Origin of the sequence: Lentzea sp. NPDC092896, from assembly GCF_044754905.1 — a bacterium.
Lineage (GTDB): Bacteria > Actinomycetota > Actinomycetes > Mycobacteriales > Pseudonocardiaceae > Lentzea.
Genome location: NZ_JBIVPX010000003.1, coordinates 595,240 through 613,195, shown reverse-complemented (window position 1 = coordinate 613,195; position 17,956 = coordinate 595,240). Strand labels below are relative to the sequence as shown.

Genomic DNA, 17,956 nt, shown 5'->3' with positions numbered 1-17,956 from the left:
TCTTGTGTTGCTCATGGCGCGCACGTCACCTTCACCTGCGAGCCGACCGGCACATCGCCCGTGGGCGCGATGGCGGTGACTCGGCACTTCTTCAAGTCGCTCGGCGGCGTGCCCTGCGCGCTCTGCACCTTGGGTTCAAAGCCTTGATCGATCAGCGCGATGCTGACCTCGTCGCCGGAACGGCCGATGTAGTCGTCCTCGTCGATCCGCTTCGGCGAACTGCCCGGAATCCGGTCGGCGGAGTCGGGCTTCGCCTGACCGTTCGCCGGGGCGTTCGAGTTCGCCGAGCTGGACGTCGTCGGCCTGCCGCCTTGCCCGGTGCTGTCGTTCTGCTTGACGGTGAACTTCCACAGGAGGAACACGCCAAGGATCAGCAGCACTGCCACCAGGAGAGCGACCATAACCCAGACGCCGGTCCGGTTTCTCCCCGGTGGTGTCGGCATGGGAGTGAACGTTCCGGTTTGGTGCACCGGTTGCATTCCGGTCTGGTGCACCGGCTGCATGCCCGTCTGGTGCGCCGGTTGCATCGCCGGATGGGTGTTGGGACGCCCCGGTCCTCCCTGGTGGTGCGCCATCTGCGGTGGAATCTGCAGCGGCTGTGACACCTGAGGCGGAGGTGGTGGCATGGGTGGTGGCGCCTGCACCTGCTGCGGAATCGCCGGAGGCATCGTGAACCCGGACGGCGTCGGCAGCGGTTGACCCACCCGCACCGCGCTGACGGCCGCGGCGAACTCTCCGCCGGTCCGGTAGCGCTGCCGCGGGTCCTTCACCAGCGTCGCCTCGATCAACGCCCGCGCACCAGGCGGAACGTCCGGCGGCAACGGCGGCGCGATGTCGCGGATGTGCATCATCGCGACGGTCACCGCATTGTCCGAAAGAAACGGCCGGTGACCGGCCAGGCACTCGTAGCCACACACTGCCAACGAGTAAACATCGCTCGCCGGTTCGGCCTCGCCCCCAAGTGCCTGCTCGGGAGCGATGTAGTGCGCGGTGCCCATCACCATGCCGGACCGCGTCACGGGTGCCGCGTCCACGGCCTTCGCGATGCCGAAGTCGGTGATCTTCACCTTCCCCGACGGCGTGACCATGATGTTGCCGGGCTTCACGTCGCGGTGCACGAGCCCGCGTTCGTGGGCCGCCTGCAACGCGTTCCCGGTCTGCTCCAGCAGGTCGAGCGTCACCTCGGCGGTCAGCCGGCCGCGGGAGATGATCGTCGCGAGCGGTTCGCCCTCGACGAGTTCCATCACCAGGTACGCCGTGTCCTCCGGTCCGTCGGTGACGGACGCGGTCTCGCCGTAGTCGTGCACCGACGCGATGCCGGGGTGGTTCAGCGACGCGGTCATCCGCGCCTCGACGCGGAACCGGTGCAGGAACTCGGGGTCTCCGGAGAGCTCCGCCTTGAGCACCTTCACCGCGACGCGGCGGTCGAGCCGGTCGTCCGCGGCTTCCCAGACCTCGCCCATGCCACCGACCGCGATCCGCCTGCTCAGGCGGTAGCGGTCGGCGAGGAGCTGGCCCTTGGTCAGCATCAGCGGCCTGCCAGGTACGCGTTCATCACGGCGCGCCCGATCGGGGCCGCGACCTTGCCGCCGGTGGCACCCAGACCGCGGTCGCCACCGTCCTCCACGATGACCGCGATCGCGATCTCCGGCTTCTGCGCCGGCGCGAAGGCGATGTACCAGGCGTGCGGGTTGTTCTTCAGCGCGTCGGTGCCGTGCTCGGCGGTACCGGTCTTCGACGCCACCTGCACGTTCTGCAGGCGGCCCTCGCCACCGGTGTTGATCTCGGACTGGATCATCATGTCGCGCAGCGCGTTGGCGTTGGCCGTGCTCATCGCGGTGTCGACCTCGTCGGGCGAGGTATCGTCGATCGACTTCAGGTCCGGGCCGAGGATCTTCGACACCAGGTACGGCTGCATGCGCTTGCCGTTGTTCGCGATCGTCGCCGCCACCACCGCGTTCTCCAGCGGCGTGATCTGCACGTCGCGCTGGCCGATGCCGGTCTGGTAGAGCGACGCGTCGTCGGGGATCGGGCCGAGCGTCGAGGTCTCGACGACCAGCGGCACCGCGAGGTCCGGGTCGTTGAAGCCGAACTTCTCCGCCTGCCTGCGCAGCTTGTTCGCGCCGAGCTGGCCCGCCATCTCACCGAACGCCGTGTTGCACGACTTGGCGAGCGCGGTCTCCATCGGCACCGTCTCGCCAGGGCCGCACGGGGTGCCGTTGAAGTTCGGCAGCTGGGTCTGGCTGCCCGGCAGCGTGATCGATCCCTTGGCGGTGTACTGCGTGTCCTTGTTCTTGCCGTCGGCGAGCGCCGCCGCCGCGACGACGACCTTCAGCGTCGAGCCGGCCGGGTAGAGGGCCTGCGTCGCGCGGTTGACCAGCGGGTCGTTCGAGTCCTTGGCGGTGAGCTGCTTCCACGCCGACGCCTGCTCGTTCACGTCGTGGCTCGCGAGCAGGTTCGGGTCGTAGGACGGCGTGCTCGCCATCGCGAGGATCTCGCCGGTGTCCGGCTTGATCGCGACGACCGAGCCGGTGAAGCCCTTCGCCGTCAGCTGGTCGTACGCGGTCTGCTGCACCTTGGCGTTCAGGGTGAGCTGCACGTTGCCGCCGACCGGGTCACGACCGGTGATCAACGCGGAGACCCGGCGCGCGAACAGCCGGTCGTCCGAGCCGTTGAGGAGGTCGTTCTCGGCGCGCTCCATGCCGGAGGTGCCGTAGGTGACCGACAGGTAGCCGGTGACCGGCGCGTACACCGGGCCGTTGTTGTAGGTGCGCAGGAACCGGAGACGGTCGCTCGTCTCCTTGACGTCCGCGATCACCGTGCCGTCGGCGACCGTGATCAGACCGCGCTTGCGGGCGTACTCGTCGAGCAGCACCCGGCGGTTGTAGGCGTTCTTGCGCCACTCGTCGGCGTTGATCACCTGCACCCACGTGGCGTTGCCCAGCAGAAGCAGGATCATCACCATCATGGCCATGCCGACGCGGCGGAGCGGTGTGTTCATTTGGGACGCTCCACCATCACAGTGTGCTGGTCGGCGATAGCCGGTTGTTGCGGTTTCGGCTTCGCGACCCGCTGCGGGGCCCTGGCCGCCGCAGAAATTCGCAGTAGCAACGCGACCAGGATGTAGTTCGCGAGAAGGGAAGAACCGCCGTAGGACAGGAACGGCGCGGTGATACCCGTCATCGGGATCAGCTTGGTGATACCGCCGACGACGATGAACACCTGGAAGCAGACCGCGAACGCGAGACCGCCGCCCAGGAGCTTGCCGAAGCTGTCGCGCACGGCGATGGCGCCGCGCAGGCCGCGCAACGCGAAGACCATGTAGACCAGCAGCAACGCCGCGAAGCCGACGAAGCCGAGCTCCTCGCCGATCACGGCGGTGATGAAGTCGGTGTTCGCCTCGGGGATCATCTCCGGACGGCCGGCGCCGAGACCCGCGCCGCCGATGCCGCCGGTCGCCAGAGCGAACAGCGACTGCGAGATCTGGTAGCCACCGCCGACCACGTCGTAGCGCGCGATCGGGTCCTGCCAGTTCGCCACGCGCTGCTGGACGTGCGTGAACAGTTTCCACGCGATGATCGCGCCACCGGAGAACAAGCCGAGGCCGAGAACGACCCACGCCGCGCGTTCGGTGGCGATGTAGAGCAGCACGAGCACGATGCCGAAGAACAGCAGCGACGAGCCGAGGTCCTTCTGCAGCACCATGACCGCGACCGTGACGCCCCAGGCCGCGAACAGCGGGCCGAGGTCACGGGCACGGGGCAGGTCCATGCCGAGGAACCGGCGGCCCGCCACGGTGAAGAGGTCCCGCTTCGACACGAGGAACGCGGCGAAGAAGACCATCAAGAGGATCTTGGCGAACTCACCCGGCTGGATGGACAACGGTCCGATGCGCAGCCAGATCTTCGCGCCGTTGATCGTCGGCGCGATGAAACCGGGCAGCACACCGGGAAGCAGCAGCGCGACCAGTCCGACGAGGCCGAACGTGTAGCCGAACCGCGCGAGCATCCGGTGGTCTGGCAGGAACTTCAGCGTGGCCGCGAACAGCAACAACCCGATGCCGGTCCAGATGACCTGCTTGAAGGCCACCGGGTCCCAGGTCGAGCCGTCCGGGAAGACGGTGCCCTCGAGAGCCAGGTCGATCCGGTGGATGACCACCAGGCCGAGCCCGTTGAGCAGCGCGACGCACGGCAGGATCGCCGGGTCGGCGTACGGCGCCCACCTGCGCACGGCGAGGTGGGCACAAGCGAAGAGTCCGAGGTACGCGAGACCGAGGTAGAGGATCCTCAGGCTCAGCGAGCGCTCCTGGTTCAGTTCGACCAGGATGAGAGCGAGCGTCACGAGACCGGCGGCGAACGACAGCATCACCAGTTCGGTGCCGCGTCGCGTCGGCGCCTTCAGGCCTGGCGACGTGTTGGTCGCCGCCGACGCACCTGGTGAACCTTCCCCGGAGGGGACGGGCGAGCCCATCAACTACGGACCCTCCCGGCATTCCACACCCGGCTTTTGCTGGGAGGGGGTGAGCGAAGGCTCGGTGGAACCGGTCTCCGGGTTCGGGGAACCGTTCGCGGGCGGCGTGCTGGACGCACTGCTCGAAGCACTGCTCGAGGTGCTGCTGCTCGGCGTGGACGGCGTCGTCGTGGGCGTCGAGCTGGTCGACGTCGACGAGGTGTCCTTGCACAGCGGCAGCATGTGCTCGGTGCGCAGCAACCGGACCGCGGCGCGGGCGCCGTCGAGGCCGTTGTCGCTGCGGATGCCCGCGGTGATGGTCTTGCGACCGGCTTCCTGCAGGTCCTTCAGCGTGATCGGGGTGCAGCCCGTGGATCCGGGCGGGCAGGAGTCCTCGACCTTGGACGACAGCTTGAAGCCGATGACGCTGCCGTTGAGGCCGCGGAAGATCGCGACCTGGCCGTCCTCGGTGGCGCCGACGTAGTACTGGGTGTTGAGCCACAGCTTGCCGCCGACAGCCACCACCGCGGTCAGCAGGAGCAGCACGAAGATGATCGCGAACGCCTTGATGGCGCTGCGCTTCTTGCGCTTCGGGTCCTGCGGGGGCGGGGGAGGCGCGTCCATGCGTTGCTGCATGGGCGGGCGCTGCTGCGTGATCGTCGCCGCTCGCGAGGCCGCGGAGTCCGGCGGAGGAGTGTGGTCCTCGCTGCCGTCACCGGCCGCGCCGCCGACGATCGGGTAGTCGTCGCCGAAAGCGACGTCCTGGACGTCCGCCACGATGACCGTGACGTTGTCGGGACCGCCGCCCTTGAGCGCGAGCTCGATCATCCGGTCCGCGCAGGCCTGCGGGTCCGGGATGCGGATCGCCTCGTCGAGCGTCTCCAGGCTCACGACACCGGACAGACCGTCCGAGCAGAGCAGGAACCGGTCGCCGGCACGCGCTTCGCGCACCGTGAGGCTGGGCTCGAAGTCGTGCCCGGTGAGGGCGCGCAGCAGCAACGAGCGTTGCGGGTGCGTGGCGGCCTCGTCCGGGGTGATCCGGCCCTCGTCGATCAACGACTGGACGAACGTGTCGTCGTGCGTGATCTGCGCGAAGGAGCCCTCCCTCAGGAGGTACGCGCGCGAGTCGCCGATGTGCACGAGCCCGAGACGGTTGCCCGCGAACAGGATGGCCGTGAGCGTGGTGCCCATGCCCTCCAGGTCCGGGTCGCTCGTCACGAGCTCGGAGATGGCGCCGTTGCCACTCGCGACCGCGTCGCGCAGCTTGCCGAGGAGGTCGTCGCCAGGCTCGTCGTCGTCGACGTGGGCCAGCGAGGCGATGACCACCTTGCTCGCGACCTCACCGGCGGCGTGGCCACCCATGCCGTCGGCTACTGCGAGCAGGCGGGGGCCCGCGTACACGGAGTCCTGGTTGTTGTTGCGAACCAGGCCCCTGTCGCTTCGGGCCGCGTATCGAAGAACCAAGGTCATGAGCGCAGCTCGATCACCGTTTTGCCAATGCGGATCGGGGTGCCGAGAGGTACGCGCAGGGGTGCGGTGACCTTGGCTCGGTCTAGGTAGGTGCCGTTCGTGGAGCCGAGATCCTCCACGTACCAGTCGGTGCCGCGCATGGACAGCCTCGCGTGCCTGGTCGACGCGAAGTCGTCGTCCAGCACGAGAGTGGAGTCGTCAGCACGGCCGATCAGGATCGGCCTGCCGTCGAGTGAGATTCGGGTGCCGGTCAGCGCCCCGTGGGTGACCACGAGTTGCCGAGGCGCCTTGCTTCCCCTCGCCGACTTCTCGGACCTCCGGAAACCGGGCAGACCTGACGCCCGGAGCCCTGAGGCTGCGTAGAGATCAGAGCGGACCACACGTAGGGCGGCCAGCACAAAGAGCCAGAGGAGCACGAGAAAGCCCGCTCTGGTCAGCTGCATCACCAGCTCTGGCACCGGTTGTAACCGCTCCTGCCTTGAGTTGCTTACCGACGCCCGTGTCGACCTCTAGCCCGCGGTGCGGAAAACCAGCGACGAGTGGCCGATGCGGACGACGTCGCCCTCCGCGAGCTGCCAAGTCTGCACTGGCGTGCCGTTCACCGTGGTGCCGTTGGTCGAACCGAGATCAGCGAGCATCGCATTCTGCCCGTCCCACGAAATTTCCAGGTGGCGCCTGGAGACTCCGGTGTCCGGGAGGCGGAAGTCGGCTTCCTGCCCACGTCCTACGACGTTTCCACCCTGCTTCAGGTTGTACGTGCGGTTGGAACCGTCGTCGAGGTGCAACGTCGCGTTGAGCTGACGGTTGGCGCCCTGGGTCGCCGGCGGGGCGTATCCGCCCTGGTTGTAGCCCTGGTCGTAGCCGCCCTGCTGGCCGTAGCCCTGCTGCTGGCCGTAACCCTGGTCATAACCGCCGGCCGGCTGCTGGCCGTAACCCTGGTCGTAACCGCCGCCGCCCTGCTGGCCGCCGCCGGCGTAACCCTGGTCGTAGCCCTGCTGGCCGTAGCCCTGCTGCTGGCCATAACCCTGGTCCTGGCCGTAGCCCTGCTGGCCACCGCCTGCGTAACCCTGGTCGTAGCCCTGCTGCTGCTGGCCGTAACCCTGGTCCTGGCCATAGCCCTGCTGCTGGCCGTAACCCTGGTCGTAGCCCTGCTGGCCATAGCCCTGCTGCTGGCCGTAGCCCTGGTCTTGTCCTTGCTGGCCGTAACCCTGCTGCTGGCCATAACCCTGCTGGTCATAGCCCTGCTGCTGCTGGTCGTAGCCCTGCTGGCCGTAGCCGCCCTGACCATAAGGGTCCTGGCCGGGCTGGCCCTGTCCTTGTCCGTAGCCGGGTGGCTGGCTCATGGGTCGGTCTCCTGCGGTGCGAGGTGGTGCTGACCGTCGGCTGGCCGCTTTCACGTCGGGGTCGACGGACGAGCTGGTTCGGAACTGTCCGGTGTGCAGCGCCTCGGAGCGCTCCAGGGAGACTACGACGTCACCATAGGTATCCCATCCGGACTCGGCCAGGTGCTCTCGCAGGCCCTCTGCGAGAAGCTGTGTGATGCGTAGTTCATCCTGCTCGTCGCCCGCAAGACGTTCGTGGTCCTGAGGTCCGAGGAGCACCTTGTAGTGGTTGGGGGCTAGCAGTCTGCCACCCGCGAGCTCGCGGATGTTGCTGTCACCCTCCCGTTGCAGTGCCTGTGCCACCTCTTGGGGCACAACGCTGCCGCCGAACACGCGCGCGAAGGTGTTGCCGACGAGACCTTCGAGCTTGCGCTCGAAGCGTTGCAGGCCCATGTCGACTCCTTCCGCTCGGCCGGGCTCCTGTACCGATCGTATCCGGGTACGACCGCTCCTACAGGGGGCGATTAGGAACCTGGTTTGGGCGCGTGCTAGTGTTTCCAACGTCTCCAGGGGCAAGTGGCGGAATGGCAGACGCGCACGGTTCAGGTCCGTGTGTCCGAAAGGACGTGGGGGTTCAACTCCCCCCTTGCCCATAGAAAAGACAGATCGAACCCCCCTCGCGGAATCGCGAGGGGGGTTCTTTCGTTGAACCGGCAGTATCGGATTCCTTGATCCAACAGGTGATGTCTGTCACTCGTTCGGGGGTCGGCATGTGGGCGATAGCGGCGGCGGATTTCGGTGCGGAGCTCGAGTTGGTCGAGGTTCCGGAGCCGGTGGCGGGCCCGAACGAGTTGAAGGTGCGGTTGTTCGCGGCGAGCGTGAACCCGTTCGACCGCAAAGTCGTGAACGGGATGCTCCGGAGTTCCGCGCCTCATCAGTTCCCGTTGGTTCCCGGAACTGATGGTGCGGGTGAGGTGGAAGGTTCCGGAGAGAGGATTTTCGGCACGTTCTTCCACCGTCCCGTCGGCGGTGGAACATACGCCGAGTACGTCACAGTTCCGGCCGGGAACGCGTTGGTTCCGTTGCCGGACGACATGGATCCCGCCGTCGCCGCCGCATTGCCGACCGCGGGAATGACCGCTTTGCAGTTGGTCGAGTCGCTCGGGACCGCGGAATCCGTGTTGATCGTCGGTGCTTCCGGTGGAGTGGGGTCGTTCGCCGTCCAGATCGCCCGTGCGGCGGGCAAGCGGGTCATCCCGATCGGCCGCGGCGACTCCCTCGTCGAGGCCGACGCCCTGATCGACCTCGTCAGCGCCGACCGTTCGTCGTTCGAGGCGAACGCGCGCTATGCGCCGCTGGCCTTCAACACCAATTACGTTTCCGCAGATCAGGCGCAGAACTTCAGCATGAAGGGCTCGCGTGAAACGTTGGTGCGCCTGGCGTCGATGGTGCAGGCGGGCGACCTGGAAGTACCGATCGCCCGGCGCGTGCCGTTGCGCGAGGCGACCGATGTTTTCGCAGGTCACAAGCCTGGCAAGACCGTGATCATCATGTAGGTGGTCGTTCTGGCGCGGTGAACGGTCGACGGACGGTGACCGGTACCGCTGACCGGCTTTTTGCCCCCACGCCTGGCGCACACACCCTGAGCAGGTCTTTTGGTGCGTCCATACGGATTAACGTCACCCAGACGGCAGCACCGTAGGACCGAACTCCCCCCGCCACTCCTCGACCGGTCACCGACCGGTCGGCGCCGTCGATCGCAGGGGGTCCTGTGGCCTGGGGGCGGGCCGCGCGCTTACTGCTAATTCTTTATCCAGAGCACGAGTCGAAACGCGGCGGATCTCCCGCCGCGGGTGACGAGGAGGCACTGGCGTGAGCAGCACCCCAGCAAGGATCGCGGCACTCGACAGCTCGAACGGTCTGTCGACCACCCCGGTCCCGGTTCCGGAACTGCCCGCGTCCGTCGAGGAGTTGGCAGCCGCTGCGGCGATCCGCCTCGGCTGGCACGGCGTGGTTCTCCCCGAAATGGTCCTGATGGGCCGCAAGGTCGTCGTCGTGGCCGAACTCCTGGCCGATGCCCACGCCGAGCGCGTGTGCGTGGGTGCGGGCCCTGAGGCCGACAAGACCACCGTCTCCACGTGGGTGTGGCCGGAGATGGAAGGCCGCGTCCCGCCGGCCGCCGTGCGCATCGTCGGCGTCCTGGCCGTCGCCCGCCACTGGCGCACCGCGCTCGCCTCCGCCGTCCCCTTCGCCCGCTACGGCAACGCCGCTGTCGTCCTCCCGGAGTCGGTCGCGTTCTCGCACGACTACCTCGCGAACTGCCTGCCGCGCGTCCGCCGCTACGGTGTCTCCGTCCTGCTGGCCGACGACGAGAAGGACCTCTCGGTCGACGTGTCCGGCCGCCAGGAGAACGTGCCCTCCGAGGACACCGCCATCACCCGCTGGGTCAACGAACTGGTCTACGAGCAGGTGCTCGCCACCGCGTCCTGATCTGCCGAGTCGTGCTGGCCACGCCTCACTGATCTACGGTCGGGTCATGCGAGTAGTAATAGCCGGCGGACACGGGCAGATCGCGCTGCTTCTCGAGCAGCAGCTGGCCACCCGTGGAGACGCCGCCACCGCGCTGGTCCGGAACCCCGATCATTTTGGTGACGTGCAGGAAGCCGGAGCCGTTCCGGTGTTGTGCGACCTGGAGTCCGCTGATCTGGACTCGGTCGCCGCGTATTTGAACGGTGCTGACGCGGCTGTGTTCGCCGCTGGAGCTGGTGCCGGATCTGGCGCCGCCCGCAAGGACACCGTGGACTACGGGGCCGCTGCGCTCTTCGCCTCTGCTGCTGTGGAGGCAGGGGTGCGGCGGTTTGTCCAGGTTTCCACCGTGGGGATCGAGGCTGCTGACTCGCCTTCGGTGGATCCTGAGTTCGCGGTTTATCTGAAGGCCAAGGGGATGGCCGAGGAGGATTTGAAGGCTCGGGATCTGGATTGGACGATCCTGCGGCCTGGGCCGTTGGTGGACGATCCGGCTACTGGGCTGGTCACGCTTGCGGCGCCTCGGTTGCCTCGGGCTTCTGTTACCCGGGCTGATGTTGCTGCTGTGCTGGCGGAGTTGCTCTTGGCGCCTGGGACTGTTGGGAAGACGCTTGAGTTGGTCAACGGGGAGACTCCCGTTGCTGAGGCTGTTCGGGCTGTTCTCTGAGTCGCTTTGTTCGTAGCGTTCCCTGGCTTGCGTGCGGCCAGCTTGCGTTGGGTGCTTCCCCTGGGGGCTCTGCCCCCAGACCCCCGGCAATCTGATCGGGGGGTCCGCGCCACACGCGGGTAGATGGCACGCCAGTTGCTTTGGGCGGCTGCCTGTTGGTCAGAGGGTTGCGTTGGCGGTGGGGTCCCGTCACGAGCCGCACCAAGAGCGGGCCACATGCAGGTAGGGGTGTCAACTCGACGAAAAGCGTGTCGAGTTGACACCCCTACCTGCATGCAGCAAGAGCTGTGGTGCGACTCGTGACGGGACCCCACCGCCCAGCCCGTTCGGTAAGGACGGCTCGCCTTCGGCTTCGCTGTGGGTGGGTGTTAGCCGAGTACGCGGTCCAGGTAGGCGTTGGTGAACGTCCTGCCCGGATCGACCTCGTCCCGTACCCGCAGGAAGTCGTCGAAGTGCGGGTACAGCGGGCAGAGTTCGGTTGCGGTGAGGTCGTGCATCTTGCCCCAGTGTGGGCGGCCGCCTACCGATGCCGCGATGCTTGCGTATGCGTCGAAGAACGCCTTGTACTGCATGCCTAGTGCCTGGTGCATTGAGATGTACGCGGTGTCTCGGCCGTTCGCCGTTGAGAGCCAGATGTCGTCTGCCTGGGCGATGCGCACTTCGCACGGGACGATGAGGTGGTCGCGTTCGCCCAGTTTGTTCGCCACGGCGCGGAGTTCGCCGATCACGTCCATCAGGGTTTCGCGGGGGATGGAGAACTCGGTCTCCACGAAGCGGACTCGTCTTGGGGTCACGAAGACGTTGTGCGAGTAGTCCGAATAGGACCGTTCGGAGATCAGTGAGCCGCAGAGTTCGTTGAGGCGCTTGGTGTAGCGCGGGAAGGTCTTGGCCACCTTGGTCACCGCGCCGAACGCGGCGTTCTCCATGACCTCGTACTCCCAGGCCTGCCTGAGCTTGGAGAGTGGGCGGGCCTGGTCGGTGATCCTGTTGTTGCGCTTGAGGATCACGCGGTCGGAGTGGGTGAACCAGTGGAATTCGACGTGGTCCTCTACTGCGCAGAGGTCGTCGAACTGTTCCAGCACTGCGTCCAGGCGGCCTGGGGATTCTGAGGCCTGCAGTACGAACGACGGGACGCACTGGAGGGTCAGGGTGCTGATGATGCCGAGTGCGCCCAGGCCCACTCGTGCTGCGTTGAAGAGGTCTGGGCGTTCGGTGCGGTTGCAGGTCACCACCGAGCCGTCGGCCAGGACCAGTTCGAGTTCCACGATCGCGGTGGCCAGGACGCCCAGTTTGCCGCCGGTGCCGTGGGTTGAGGTGGAGACTGCGCCGGCGACTGTTTGGGCGTCGATGTCGCCCAGGTTCGGCATTGCCAGGCCCAGGCGGTGCAGGTCGGCGTTGAAGGCCCAGAGGGGAGTGCCGGAGCGGACTGTTACCAGGCCCGTTTCCGCGTCCGCGCGTACGATTCCCGTCCATCGGTCCAGGTCGAGCGCTACTTCTGGCGCTACGGCGATGTCGTTGAACGAGTGGCCGCTGCCTCGCGCTCGGATGCGGGAGGCGGAGAGGACCGCCGTGGCGATCTCGTCCGTGCTGGACGGACGGACGACGCGCGTAGGCGTGCACGAAGCCGTTTTAGCCCAGTTCGTCCACACGCGAACCTCCACGAGAGAGTGTGACCTGCGAGTAACGTAAGTGAAAGCTCTTCACGTTTCAAGGGTTCAGCACGTACCGTCAGAGCATGCGCAGAACTCGACTCGATGCCGCGACGAAGGATTTGGATCCTCCGTTCGCGATCGTCGACCTGGATGCCTTCGACCACAACGCGGCGGACCTCGCCCGTCGCGCTGCCGGTCATCCGATCCGGGTGGCGAGCAAGTCGATCCGGGTGCGCGACCTGGTGAGCCGGGCGCTCGAACGGCCCGGTTACGCCGGGGTCATGTGCTACTCGCTGGCCGAGGCGCTGTGGTTGTCGGAGCAGAACGTCAGCGAGGACCTCCTCGTGGCGTACCCGACCGCCGACCGCGCGTCGTTGCAGAAGCTCGCGGCCAACGAAACCGCACGTCAGCGCGTCACGATCATGGTCGACTCGGTCGAGCACCTCGATTTCGTGGACGCTGCCATCGGGCCGCACGCCGACATCCGGGTCTGCCTGGAGCTCGACGTGTCGTGGCGACCGCTGCCGGGCGTGCACATCGGGCCGCGCCGGTCGTCGATCCACACGCCGCTTCAGGCGAAAGCGCTGGCCGGCAAGATCACCCAACGCGCCGGCTTCAAGCTGGTCGGCGTCATGGCGTACGAGGGGCAGATCGCCGGGCTGGGCGACAACCCGCCCGGGCAGCCGCTGCGGGCGCTCGGGATCCGGTTCATCCAGTCCAAGTCCGGGCCCGAGCTGATCCAGCGCAGGACCGCGGTGGTCAGCGCGGTCCGGCAGGTCGCCGACCTGGAGTTCGTCAACGGTGGTGGCACCGGGAGCTTGGAGTTGACCGGGTCCGACCCGTCGGTCACCGAGCTCGCGGCCGGGTCCGGGCTCTTCGGGCCGACCCTGTTCGACGGGTATCAGGGGTTCAAGCCGGAACCCGCGGCGCTGTTCGCGTTGTCGGTGGTGCGCAAGCCGACCAAGCGGGTCGCCACGCTCTTCGCCGGCGGCTACATCGCTTCCGGCACGCCCACGCCCGACCGCCAGCCGTCGCCGTACCTGCCTGAAGGGCTGAAGACGCTCGGCCTCGAAGGCGCTGGCGAGGTGCAGACGCCGGTCACCGGCAAGGCGGCGGAGCAGCTGAAGATCGGCGACCGCGTCTGGATGCGGCACGCCAAGGCCGGCGAGCTGTTCGAGCGGTTCGACGAGGTGCACCTGGTGCACGGTGACCGCATCGAGCGCACCGTGCCCACGTACCGCGGCGAGCGCCGCAACTTCGGCTAGGCCGGCAGGCGCGACGACAGGTAGCCCCTGACCAGTGCCTTGGCCTCGATCAGGATCGCCTGGTCGCCGTTCGGGTTGTTGCGGAAGGCCATCTTCAGCACGGCGTCGGCGGCCTCGACGGCGATCGCGATCGGCAGGCCGACCTCTCCGAACGGAATGCTGAACTTGCCCGAGATCAGCTCCGAGATCTTGTCGGAGATGACGGCGTTGTTGTCCCGGCGGTCGTCGAGCAGGCGCATGTCCACGACGTCACCGAAGTGCAGCTTCCCGAACGCGGGGATCTCGCGGTGCATCGTCACGTAGACGTCGAACACCGTGTCCACGGCGTCCCACCAGTGCTCGAGTGTCGCCTGCTCGAGCCGTTCGGTGATGCCCTGGGAGAACTTGTCGACGTTGCGCAGCGTCAGTGCCTGCACGACGGCTCTCTTGTCGGGGAAGAACTGGTAGAGCGAGCCGACGGCCACTCCCGCTCTCTCCGCGATCAACGTCGTGGTCACGCCGTCGTAGCCCACCTCGTCGATGAGAGTCGCGCACGCCTCGAGCATGCGCTCGACTCTCTTGGCGCTGCGCTGCTGGACGGGCTGACGGCGAAGCGGGGTGGTGCTCGTCACGGCGACTCCCAGTAGTTCGGGTACTTCCATCTTGCCTGTTGTACGGCTCTTTCACTTCCCTGAACCTGTCAACACGCCTACGATCCGAACAAGTTTCACATTTGGAGGATCGATGAGCGACTTCCTTTGGGGAGTGTCGACGTCCGCGTTCCAGATCGAGGGCGCGTTCACCGCCGGCGGCCGCGGCCCCTCCGTGTGGGACGGGTTCTCTCCAGTACACGAGAACCAGAACGCTTCCGTTGCGTGCGACCACTACAACCGGTGGCGCGAGGACGTTGCGCTCATGACGCAGCTCGGCGTGAACGCGTATCGGTTCTCGATCGCGTGGCCGCGCATCCAGCCGTCCGGCAAAGGACCTGTCAACGCCGAGGGCCTCGACTTCTACGACCGCCTGGTCGACGCGCTCGTCGACGTCGGAATTGCCCCCGTGGTGACGTTGTACCACTGGGACACGCCTGCGGAACTGGAAGCGCAGGGCGGATGGCTGAACCGGGACATCGCCGACCGGTTCGCCGACTACACGGCGCTGGTCGCGGACCGGCTCGCCGACCGCGTGAAGCTGTGGATCCCGGTCAACGAACCCGCGATGGTGACGTTGCAGGGCTACGCGATCGGTGAACACGCTCCCGGCAAGACGCTGCTTTTCGACGCGTTGCCGACCGCCCACCACCTGAACCTCGCTCACGGCCGTGCGGTCGAAGTGCTCCGCTCGTACAACGCGCAAGCGGTTGGCACGGCGAACAACCACACGCCCGCCTGGCCGGTTGGGCCGAATGACGTAGCAGCCGCCGAGGCTTACAGCGAAATTCACAACTGGATCTACGCGGATCCCATGTTGTCGGGCCGATATCCCGACGCAGTCGCCGACCTTCTGCCTATCGCCGATGGTGACCTGGCCACGATCCACCAGCCGCTCGACTTCTACGGCGTGAACTACTACAACCCGACGCGGCTCAAGGCGCCGTCCGAGGGCAACCCGTTGCCGTTCGAACTGGCGGAGATCGACGAGTACCCGCTCACCGGGTTCGGCTGGCCGATCGTTCCGGCCGGGCTGACCGAGATGATCAACGCGTTGCGCGAGCGGTATCCGGACCTGCCGCCGGTGCACGTGACCGAGAGCGGCTGCAGCTTCCCCGACGAGCTCGCGGACGCCGACCGGATCTCCTACCTCGACGGACACCTCAAAGCCGCGCAGGCAGCGGACGTCTCCGGGTACTTCGTGTGGTCGCTGCTCGACAACTTCGAGTGGGAAGCCGGATATTCACAGCGGTTCGGCCTGGTCCAGGTCGACTACGAGACGCAGCGACGCACGCCGCGCGACTCGTTCCACTGGTACAGAAAGGTGATCAGCGGTGAGTGAAGCCCTCGCTGAGCCGGTGGTGCGGGTTCGCCGCGGCTGGATGGCCTGGTTGTTCTGCGCGAACCTCGGGTTGTGGCTGGCGGTCTACGCGCCGATCCAGGTGCTGCTGCCGCAACAGGCCGAACTGCTGAACAAGGCGAACAAGGAGCTGGTGTTCGGCATCGTCACCGGCTTCGGCGGCCTGGTGTCGCTGCTGGTCGTGCCGTTGATCGGGTTCCTGTCCGACCGCACGACCTCGCGGTTCGGCCGCCGCCACCCGTGGACGCTGGCCGGCGCTGTCGTCGGTGCCGTCGGCCTGGCCGTGCTCGCCAACGCGCCGTCGGTGGTCGTGATGACCATCGGATGGTGCCTGGTGCAGGCCGGCATCGGCGGAATGCTCGCCGCGCTGACCTCGGCCGTGCCCGACCGGGTGCCGGTCGAGCAACGGGCCCAGGTCGGCGGGCTCATCGGGATCAGTCAGATGCTCGGCACCGTGCTGGGCGCGGTCGTGGTGACGCTGCTGGTCAGCGGACTTCAGGCCGGCTATCTGGCGTGCGCGGTCATCGTGCTGGCAGGCGCCATCTTCTTCGTCCTGCGCACACCCGACACGCAGCTCATCACCAAGCCCGTGCGGCCGACGTTCTGGATCTCGCCGAAGCAGCACCCCGACTTCGCGTGGGCGTGGGGCGGGCACCTGATGATCAACCTCGGCAACGCGTTCGGCACGCTCTACCTCCTCTACTTCCTCGGCGACGTGGTGCACCACGAGTCGCCGGAGGACGGTCTGCTGGTGCTCATGGCGCTGTACGGGGTGGCGCTCGCCGCAGGAGCAGTGCTGTTCGGCGCACGGAGTGATCGTTCTGGCCGCCGAAAGCCGTATGTGTACGGTGCCGCGGCCGTGATGGCGCTCGCGGCGTTGATCCTGGTGATCTGGCCTACCTGGACCGCCGTGCTGATCGCCTCTCCGCTGCTCGGCGTCGGCTTCGGCACGTACTGGGCCGTCGCGATCGCGCTGCTCACCCAGGTGCTGCCGGCCGCGTCCGACCGGGCCAAGGACCTGGGCGTGCTCAACGTGGCCAACGCGTTACCGCAGGTCATCGCCCCCTTGCTGACCGCGTTGATCCTCGCCAACCTGGGCGGTTACCGCGGTCTGTTCGCGGTCTCCGCGCTGGCGACGACGCTGGCCGCGGTGTTGATGAGTCGAGTGCGATCGGTGGTCTGATGCAGCTGTCGGGCAAGAAAGTTCTGGTCACGGGGGCGTCCCAGGGAATCGGCGCGGAAGCGGCGTTCCGGTTCGCCGCTCACGGCGCTCATGTCCACCTTGTGGCCCGGAGCGCCGAACTGCTCGATCTGCAGGTCAAACGGATCACCGAGTTCGGCGGCTCGGCGACCGCTCATCCGGCGGATCTGGCGGACGCAGAGCAGATTCGCGCACTCGCGGAAGACGTGCCGGCGCCGGACGTGCTGGTCAACAACGCGGGTGTCGGGCGCTGGCTCTTCCTCGACGACACGTCGGCGGACGAGCTGGTCACCATGAACGCCGTGCCGTACCTGGCGGCGTTGCTGCTCACCAGGGAGTACCTGGGCACCATGCGGTCCCGTGGCTCCGGCTGGATCGTCAACGTGAACTCGCCGGTGTCCCGCCTGCCGATTCCCGGCTGCGTCGGCTACCAGTCGTCACGCTGGGCGCTGCGCGGGCTGACCGCGTCACTGCGCCTCGACCTGCGCGGAACCGGCGTCGGGATCAGCGAAGTGGTGCCGGGCAAGGTCTCCAGCGAGTACTTCAACAACAACCCTGGCGCCGAAGAACGAATCCCGGCCATCGCCCGGCTGATGATCCCCACGGTCACGCCGGAGCAGTGCGCGAAGGCGATCGTGGACGCGGTGGAGAAGGAACGTGCCGAGCACCTGTTCCCGTGGCAGCTCAAGGCGTTCGAGCTCTCCGGCCGGCTGTTCCCCGGCCTGACCTCGTACCTGGCCTGGAAGACCGGCACCCACCGCTAGTGGTGTGACCCGGCAACGTTCCGGGCCACACCACTGGACGTGAAAACGGCCCCTATCTGCGCGGGAGGTGCAGACAGGGGCCGTGGTTGGTGACCGCGGACCAGTAACGGTCGGGGAGGGAAGGTGCACGTCACCGGCCCGCGGGAATCTGTGGAGTTGTAAAGCTGACCGGGGCCCGCGATGTAGCGGTCGGGGGTTCGCACATCGCGGGCCACCGGTCAGTAGGCGGTTTGCAGACCTGGTCGTGTCGGGGGGACGCCAGGTCAGTCGCAAACGCCCGTTAGTGGGCTCGAGCCACCGCGCGGCGGGACCGGGTGACAGGAGGAGTCACCGGGGCCTCGCGCAGATGGCGAGCCGGGCGCGGGGCGAGTCCGCCCGCAACCAGGTGTTCGTACGCGGCGCGCCACACCGAGCAAGGTGACTTCTGCTGGCGCCAGCGGCCGGAACATTCAGGGCAGTTGCCCTTCTCGTCCGGCTCGTGCGCTGCCAGAAGTGCACGCCATCCCTCGGTCAGCCGAGGGAGCTCGGATCGAGCCACCGACAGGAGGGACGGGGCGTCAGCGCGGCTCGCCAGCTCTGTGAGCAGGTCGAGGCGTTCCCACACAGCGTTGCGAAGAACCTGTCCGAGGATCGCGTCCATCGAAACGTCAC

The 17,956-nt window shown here is 67.3% G+C and carries 17 protein-coding genes and 1 tRNA gene; 8 read left to right on the top strand and 10 right to left on the bottom strand.

Annotated features, from left to right (window positions below; all coding sequences use genetic code 11):
• Nucleotides 1-11: 11 nt before the first annotated feature.
• The 6 genes from ACIQF0_RS18715 to ACIQF0_RS18690 are packed head-to-tail and all read right to left on the bottom strand — an operon-like array spanning nucleotide 12 to nucleotide 7,694.
• On the bottom strand, nucleotides 12-1,529 hold the full coding sequence (locus tag ACIQF0_RS18715; protein WP_401030845.1) for a serine/threonine-protein kinase: 1,518 nt from the start codon (nucleotides 1,527-1,529) through the stop codon (nucleotides 12-14).
• On the bottom strand, nucleotides 1,529-3,001 hold the full coding sequence (locus tag ACIQF0_RS18710) for a penicillin-binding protein 2 (RefSeq protein WP_360047565.1): 1,473 nt from the start codon (nucleotides 2,999-3,001) through the stop codon (nucleotides 1,529-1,531). Before ACIQF0_RS18710 ends, ACIQF0_RS18715 begins: the two co-directional genes overlap by 1 nt.
• Complete coding sequence (locus ACIQF0_RS18705; protein WP_401030843.1) at nucleotides 2,998-4,470, bottom strand: FtsW/RodA/SpoVE family cell cycle protein; 1,473 nt, start codon at nucleotides 4,468-4,470, stop codon at nucleotides 2,998-3,000. Before ACIQF0_RS18705 ends, ACIQF0_RS18710 begins: the two co-directional genes overlap by 4 nt.
• Nucleotides 4,471-4,473: 3 nt before the next feature.
• A complete protein-coding gene (locus tag ACIQF0_RS18700) occupies nucleotides 4,474-5,919 on the bottom strand; it encodes a PP2C family serine/threonine-protein phosphatase (RefSeq protein ID WP_360047566.1) in 1,446 nt (481 codons plus the stop codon).
• Nucleotides 5,916-6,377, bottom strand: a complete 462-nt coding sequence (locus ACIQF0_RS18695) for an FHA domain-containing protein (protein WP_030465595.1) — start codon at nucleotides 6,375-6,377, stop codon at nucleotides 5,916-5,918. The genes ACIQF0_RS18700 and ACIQF0_RS18695 overlap by 4 nt, the downstream gene beginning before the upstream one ends.
• Nucleotides 6,378-6,428: 51 nt before the next feature.
• Nucleotides 6,429-7,694 carry a DUF3662 and FHA domain-containing protein gene (locus ACIQF0_RS18690; RefSeq protein ID WP_401030840.1) on the bottom strand — a complete coding sequence of 422 codons (1,266 nt, stop codon included), beginning with the start codon at nucleotides 7,692-7,694 and terminating at the stop codon, nucleotides 6,429-6,431.
• 117 nt (nucleotides 7,695-7,811) lie between these two features.
• On the opposite strand from ACIQF0_RS18690, the gene ACIQF0_RS18685 reads away from it, so the two are divergent.
• The 3 genes from ACIQF0_RS18685 to ACIQF0_RS18675 all read left to right on the top strand — a co-directional run bounded on the left by ACIQF0_RS18685 (nucleotide 7,812) and on the right by ACIQF0_RS18675 (nucleotide 9,731).
• Nucleotides 7,812-7,894 (top strand) — tRNA-Leu (locus ACIQF0_RS18685).
• Between the two features lie 75 nt (nucleotides 7,895-7,969).
• Nucleotides 7,970-8,797 (top strand): NADP-dependent oxidoreductase, encoded by an 828-nt coding sequence (locus ACIQF0_RS18680; protein ID WP_401030838.1) that lies wholly within the window; start codon nucleotides 7,970-7,972, stop codon nucleotides 8,795-8,797.
• 316 nt (nucleotides 8,798-9,113) lie between these two features.
• Nucleotides 9,114-9,731 carry a hypothetical protein gene (locus ACIQF0_RS18675; protein WP_355298041.1) on the top strand — a complete coding sequence of 206 codons (618 nt, stop codon included), beginning with the start codon at nucleotides 9,114-9,116 and terminating at the stop codon, nucleotides 9,729-9,731.
• A 25-nt stretch (nucleotides 9,732-9,756) separates the two neighbouring features.
• On the opposite strand, the gene ACIQF0_RS18670 is transcribed toward ACIQF0_RS18675, so the two are convergent.
• A complete protein-coding gene (locus tag ACIQF0_RS18670; RefSeq protein ID WP_401031509.1) occupies nucleotides 9,757-9,885 on the bottom strand; it encodes a hypothetical protein in 129 nt (42 codons plus the stop codon).
• Here ACIQF0_RS18670 and ACIQF0_RS18665 point away from each other — a divergent pair.
• A complete protein-coding gene (locus ACIQF0_RS18665) occupies nucleotides 9,835-10,434 on the top strand; it encodes an NAD(P)H-binding protein (protein WP_401031470.1) in 600 nt (199 codons plus the stop codon). The genes ACIQF0_RS18670 and ACIQF0_RS18665 overlap by 51 nt on opposite strands.
• Nucleotides 10,435-10,802: 368 nt before the next feature.
• Here ACIQF0_RS18665 and ACIQF0_RS18660 read toward each other — a convergent pair whose 3' ends face one another.
• Nucleotides 10,803-12,083, bottom strand: coding sequence for a D-arabinono-1,4-lactone oxidase (locus ACIQF0_RS18660; protein ID WP_401030836.1), 1,281 nt, complete (start codon nucleotides 12,081-12,083; stop codon nucleotides 10,803-10,805).
• 86 nt (nucleotides 12,084-12,169) lie between these two features.
• Here ACIQF0_RS18660 and ACIQF0_RS18655 point away from each other — a divergent pair, with 86 nt between their 5' ends.
• A complete protein-coding gene (locus ACIQF0_RS18655) occupies nucleotides 12,170-13,351 on the top strand; it encodes an amino acid deaminase/aldolase (protein ID WP_401030835.1) in 1,182 nt (393 codons plus the stop codon).
• Here the strand turns inward: ACIQF0_RS18655 and ACIQF0_RS18650 are convergent.
• The gene (locus tag ACIQF0_RS18650; RefSeq protein WP_396425002.1) at nucleotides 13,348-13,992 is read right to left on the bottom strand and encodes a TetR family transcriptional regulator; all 645 of its coding nucleotides are present in this window, start codon (nucleotides 13,990-13,992) and stop codon (nucleotides 13,348-13,350) included. The genes ACIQF0_RS18655 and ACIQF0_RS18650 overlap by 4 nt on opposite strands.
• An 82-nt stretch (nucleotides 13,993-14,074) precedes the next feature.
• Between ACIQF0_RS18650 and ACIQF0_RS18645 the strand changes: the two genes are divergently transcribed.
• The 3 genes from ACIQF0_RS18645 to ACIQF0_RS18635 are packed head-to-tail and all read left to right on the top strand — an operon-like array spanning nucleotide 14,075 to nucleotide 17,305.
• Nucleotides 14,075-15,322: a GH1 family beta-glucosidase gene (locus ACIQF0_RS18645; RefSeq protein WP_401030832.1), complete on the top strand. Its 1,248-nt coding sequence runs from the start codon at nucleotides 14,075-14,077 to the stop codon at nucleotides 15,320-15,322.
• A 40-nt stretch (nucleotides 15,323-15,362) separates the two neighbouring features.
• A complete protein-coding gene (locus tag ACIQF0_RS18640; protein WP_401031467.1) occupies nucleotides 15,363-16,523 on the top strand; it encodes an MFS transporter in 1,161 nt (386 codons plus the stop codon).
• Entirely contained in the window at nucleotides 16,523-17,305 is a 783-nt protein-coding gene (locus ACIQF0_RS18635) for an SDR family NAD(P)-dependent oxidoreductase (RefSeq protein WP_401030830.1), read from the top strand. Before ACIQF0_RS18640 ends, ACIQF0_RS18635 begins: the two co-directional genes overlap by 1 nt.
• 280 nt (nucleotides 17,306-17,585) lie before the next feature.
• Here ACIQF0_RS18635 and ACIQF0_RS18630 read toward each other — a convergent pair whose 3' ends face one another.
• The gene (locus ACIQF0_RS18630) at nucleotides 17,586-17,945 is read right to left on the bottom strand and encodes a hypothetical protein (protein ID WP_030480258.1); all 360 of its coding nucleotides are present in this window, start codon (nucleotides 17,943-17,945) and stop codon (nucleotides 17,586-17,588) included.
• Nucleotides 17,946-17,956: the final 11 nt, after the last annotated feature.